This window comes from Streptomyces sp. UH6, assembly GCF_013421635.1.
In the GTDB taxonomy this organism is placed as follows: domain Bacteria; phylum Actinomycetota; class Actinomycetes; order Streptomycetales; family Streptomycetaceae; genus Streptomyces; species Streptomyces abyssomicinicus.
This window is the reverse complement of the sequence record NZ_JACADT010000699.1, coordinates 1-3,011: the sequence shown is the minus strand read 5'-3', so window position 1 is coordinate 3,011 and position 3,011 is coordinate 1. Positions and strand designations below refer to the sequence as shown.

Annotated in this window: 5 protein-coding genes; 2 read left to right on the top strand and 3 right to left on the bottom strand. The window is 73.2% G+C overall.

The features are described from left to right. Positions 1-966 (bottom strand): Vms1/Ankzf1 family peptidyl-tRNA hydrolase (locus tag HW445_RS24485; RefSeq protein WP_180223107.1); only part of this gene is annotated, 966 nt, incomplete at its 3' end. Between the two features lie 78 nt (positions 967-1,044). Between HW445_RS24485 and HW445_RS24480 the strand changes: the two genes are divergently transcribed. After that, complete coding sequence (locus HW445_RS24480) at positions 1,045-1,314, top strand: DUF6158 family protein (RefSeq protein ID WP_151770194.1); 270 nt, start codon at positions 1,045-1,047, stop codon at positions 1,312-1,314. 95 nt (positions 1,315-1,409) lie between these two features. Here the strand turns inward: HW445_RS24480 and HW445_RS24475 are convergent, their stop codons facing one another. Both HW445_RS24475 and HW445_RS24470 read right to left on the bottom strand, forming a co-directional pair. Next, on the bottom strand, positions 1,410-1,952 hold the full coding sequence (locus tag HW445_RS24475) for a type 1 glutamine amidotransferase domain-containing protein (protein ID WP_180223106.1): 543 nt from the start codon (positions 1,950-1,952) through the stop codon (positions 1,410-1,412). 63 nt (positions 1,953-2,015) lie between these two features. Then, positions 2,016-2,387 carry a DUF2795 domain-containing protein gene (locus HW445_RS24470; protein WP_180223105.1) on the bottom strand — a complete coding sequence of 124 codons (372 nt, stop codon included), beginning with the start codon at positions 2,385-2,387 and terminating at the stop codon, positions 2,016-2,018. A 177-nt stretch (positions 2,388-2,564) separates the two neighbouring features. Between HW445_RS24470 and HW445_RS24465 the strand changes: the two genes are divergently transcribed. Beyond that, positions 2,565-2,807, top strand: coding sequence for a hypothetical protein (locus HW445_RS24465; protein WP_151770197.1), 243 nt, complete (start codon positions 2,565-2,567; stop codon positions 2,805-2,807). Positions 2,808-3,011 lie beyond the last annotated feature (204 nt).

Sequence of the window (3,011 nt, the reverse complement as noted above, 5' to 3'; positions counted from 1 at the left end):
GCCCAGGATCCTCAGGTCGGTGCGCCGCACGGCCAGCTGGTCCGGCTCCTCGCCGATCCAGATCTGCCGGTGCGCGTCCGGCCCGTCGGGATTGACCAGCAGCTCGTCGATCCGGTGCTCCCGCGCGGCCTCCACCAGCGCGGGCACCCCCTCGACGGCGCCGGCGCCGCCCTGCGGGTCCCGCCCGCGCGCGGCCAGGAACCTGCCCAGGTCCGTCTCCGCCGTCTGCCGTTCGTGGGTGGCGCGCAGGTCCTCCACCTCCTCCTCCAGGAGGCGGCTCCCGCTCCCGTGCGAGGCCTCCACGGCGTGCCCCCGCACCTGCGGGGGCAGATGCTCCCGCACGGCCCGCCGGTCCCGGTCCTCGCCGACCAGGATCACCAGGTCCGCCCGCGTCTCCTCCAGGCAGGAGGCCGCCTCGCGGGCGATCTCCGCCGCGTTCTGGTCCCAGGTGTTCTCCACCGCCAGCTGGAAGTGCCGCTCGGACCAGTCCGAGGACGCCGTGCGGTGCAACGGCCACTGGCGGCCGACCACCTCACCGGCGTCCGAGCTGCCCAGCGCGGTGCGCAGCTCGAGGTCGGCGCCGCGCCGGGACACGTAGACCACCAGGCAGGTGGGATCCTCGCCCAGCAGGTTCAGCAACGGCGAGACGTGCGGCAGCGGCGCCCACACCGCGGTGATCTCCCGCTGCGGGGAACGCGCCAGCGACGGGTCCAGGACCACCTCGCCGTCGTGGGCGAACAGCGCCCGCCCGTGCGGCTCGGTGGAGTGCTGGAGTTCGTCGACCGCCGTGCGCACCGCCTCGCAGGTCGCCTCGTCCGCGCCCTGCGAGGCCAGTTCACGGGCGACCGCCTGGGCCATGAGGCGCCGCTCGCGCGGCGTGTCCTGGGTGTGGTGCGAGGTGTCCACGTAGACCGAGGCCCACGGGCCTCGGCGCTCGTACAGGGGCTGAAGAAATGCGAGATCCATGGTTCCGCGTCCGGTGTCGGTCGGGTGGTTGTCTTCCTCGTGCGTCGGATCCGTGTCCCAGGCGGGTACCCGTGCCCCATGAAGGAACACGAGGAACGGGGTGCCGCCATGGCAGGAGTCGAACCGGACCGGCTGGACGACCAGCAGTTGATGAAGGAACTCGAGACCATCCACCGCACACGTCACGACACGCTGCTGCACGGGTCCAGCGACGCGCTGCGCACCCACAACGAGCGGATGGCGCAGCTGGAGGGCGAGTACCTGCGCCGCCATCCGCGCCGGCCGGTCTCCGCCGGGCGCACCCGGGAGGGCGCGCGCGAGCGTGACCCGGGGCAGCCGCGGGGCTGAGGGACGTCCCCGGCCCCCGGCGCGGCACCGGGGACGGACGTGAGGAGGGGCGGGCCCGCCGGGCCCGCCCCTCCTCACGTCCGTGGGTCGCCCGTCTACCCCGCCCGCCGGCCGAACTCGCGCAGCAGGGCCTCGTCGAAGGCGTCGAGATCGTCCGGCTTGCGGCTGGTGACCAGCACGTTGGGGCCGTTGGTGTCGACCTTGACCTCCTCGTCGACCCAGGTGCCGCCGGCGTTGGCGATGTCGGTCCGCAGGCTCGGCCAGGAGGCCACCTCCCGGCCGGAGACCACGCCGGCCTCGACCAGCGTCCACGGCGCGTGACAGACCGCGGCGACCGGAATGCCCTGCTCGAAGAAGTCCTTCACCAGTCCGACGGCCTTCTCGTCCATCCGCAGGGCGTCCGGATTGGCGACGCCGCCCGGCAGGACCAGCCCGTCGAACTCCTGGGCCGAGACCTCGTCCACCGTCCTGTCGACGGGGAAGGTGTCCGCCTTGTCCAGGTGGTTGAACCCCTGGACCTCGCCGGAGCGGGTCGACACCAGGACGGCCTCGTGCCCGGCGTCGGTCACCGCCTGCCAGGGCTTGGTCAGCTCGATCTGCTCGACGCCCTCGGGCGCCGTGAGAAATGCGATGCGCATGCTCGGTTCCACATCCTTCCTTCCCCCCGGTCTTTCCCCCCCGGCCGCGTGCTCCGGCGGGCGTTACTCCGGACGGGTGATCGCCTCGGCGAGTTGCTGGACGTTGGCGTAGCGGGCCTTGTGCGGCAGGTGGTCCAGAGGTTCCACCAGGGCGTCCGGGGCGTGGTTGCGGCGCAGGGTGCGCGCCAGTTGCTGAGGGCCCGCCGGGAACGACGTGCGGCGCAGGATGCGCGCCAGTTCCAGCCGCACCGTCTCCAGCGGGGCCTCCCGCACGCTCTCCGTGCCGCCCGCCACCGCCGGATCGTCGTCGGCGACCGGCTCGGGGTCGTGCCACTCCTCCGTCCGGGTGGGATGTCCGGACTGCAGCAGCCCCCTCAGCTCGTGCTTCATCTCGTCGTCCCGGTGAACGCTCAACCGGTCGCTGCCACGCTGCATGGCTCCCTCCACATCTTCGGGTGGCCCCCGCGTACCCGAGGAGGCGGAGGCGACACACCGGCGGGCCGCGTGGTCCGGGCCACGTTCCGTCGGCGCGCGGGAGTCCGGAATGTCCGGCAGTCTGAAGAAGACCCGGGGCGCTCCGCCGCCCCCGTTCACCCCTGGGAGGACGGACCCATGGTGGTGCTCGTAGTGATCATTCCGGTTCTGATGCTCTGCATGATGCTGGCCATGGACTGGTACGAGGATTTTGTCTTTCCTCGTCCGGAGGGGGATACGGCCTCGGCCGACGGGGATGTCGTACTGCCGGCCGTGACGCCGGTGCCGGCACCTCTGGCGCTTCCCGCGCCACCCGCGGTACGGCGGGCCCTGCCGGGCGGTACGCCCGGCGCGGGTGCGCCGCCCGGACGGGCGTCCTGAGCCGGAGCAGACGAGAGCGTCGGAGTGTCGCAGAGGGGAGACGGAGCGGGGCGAGGCCGGGCAGACGGGCCTCGCCTCCCTCGTTCGGCGCACCGGATCACGCGGATGGGGTCGCGCGACGGGCGGCGGCGGGGCGGTCCGGCTGGGATGGAGACGCCCGTCGTCCTCCGGCTGAAGGAGCCCGAGCCCCATGCGCCGCACTCT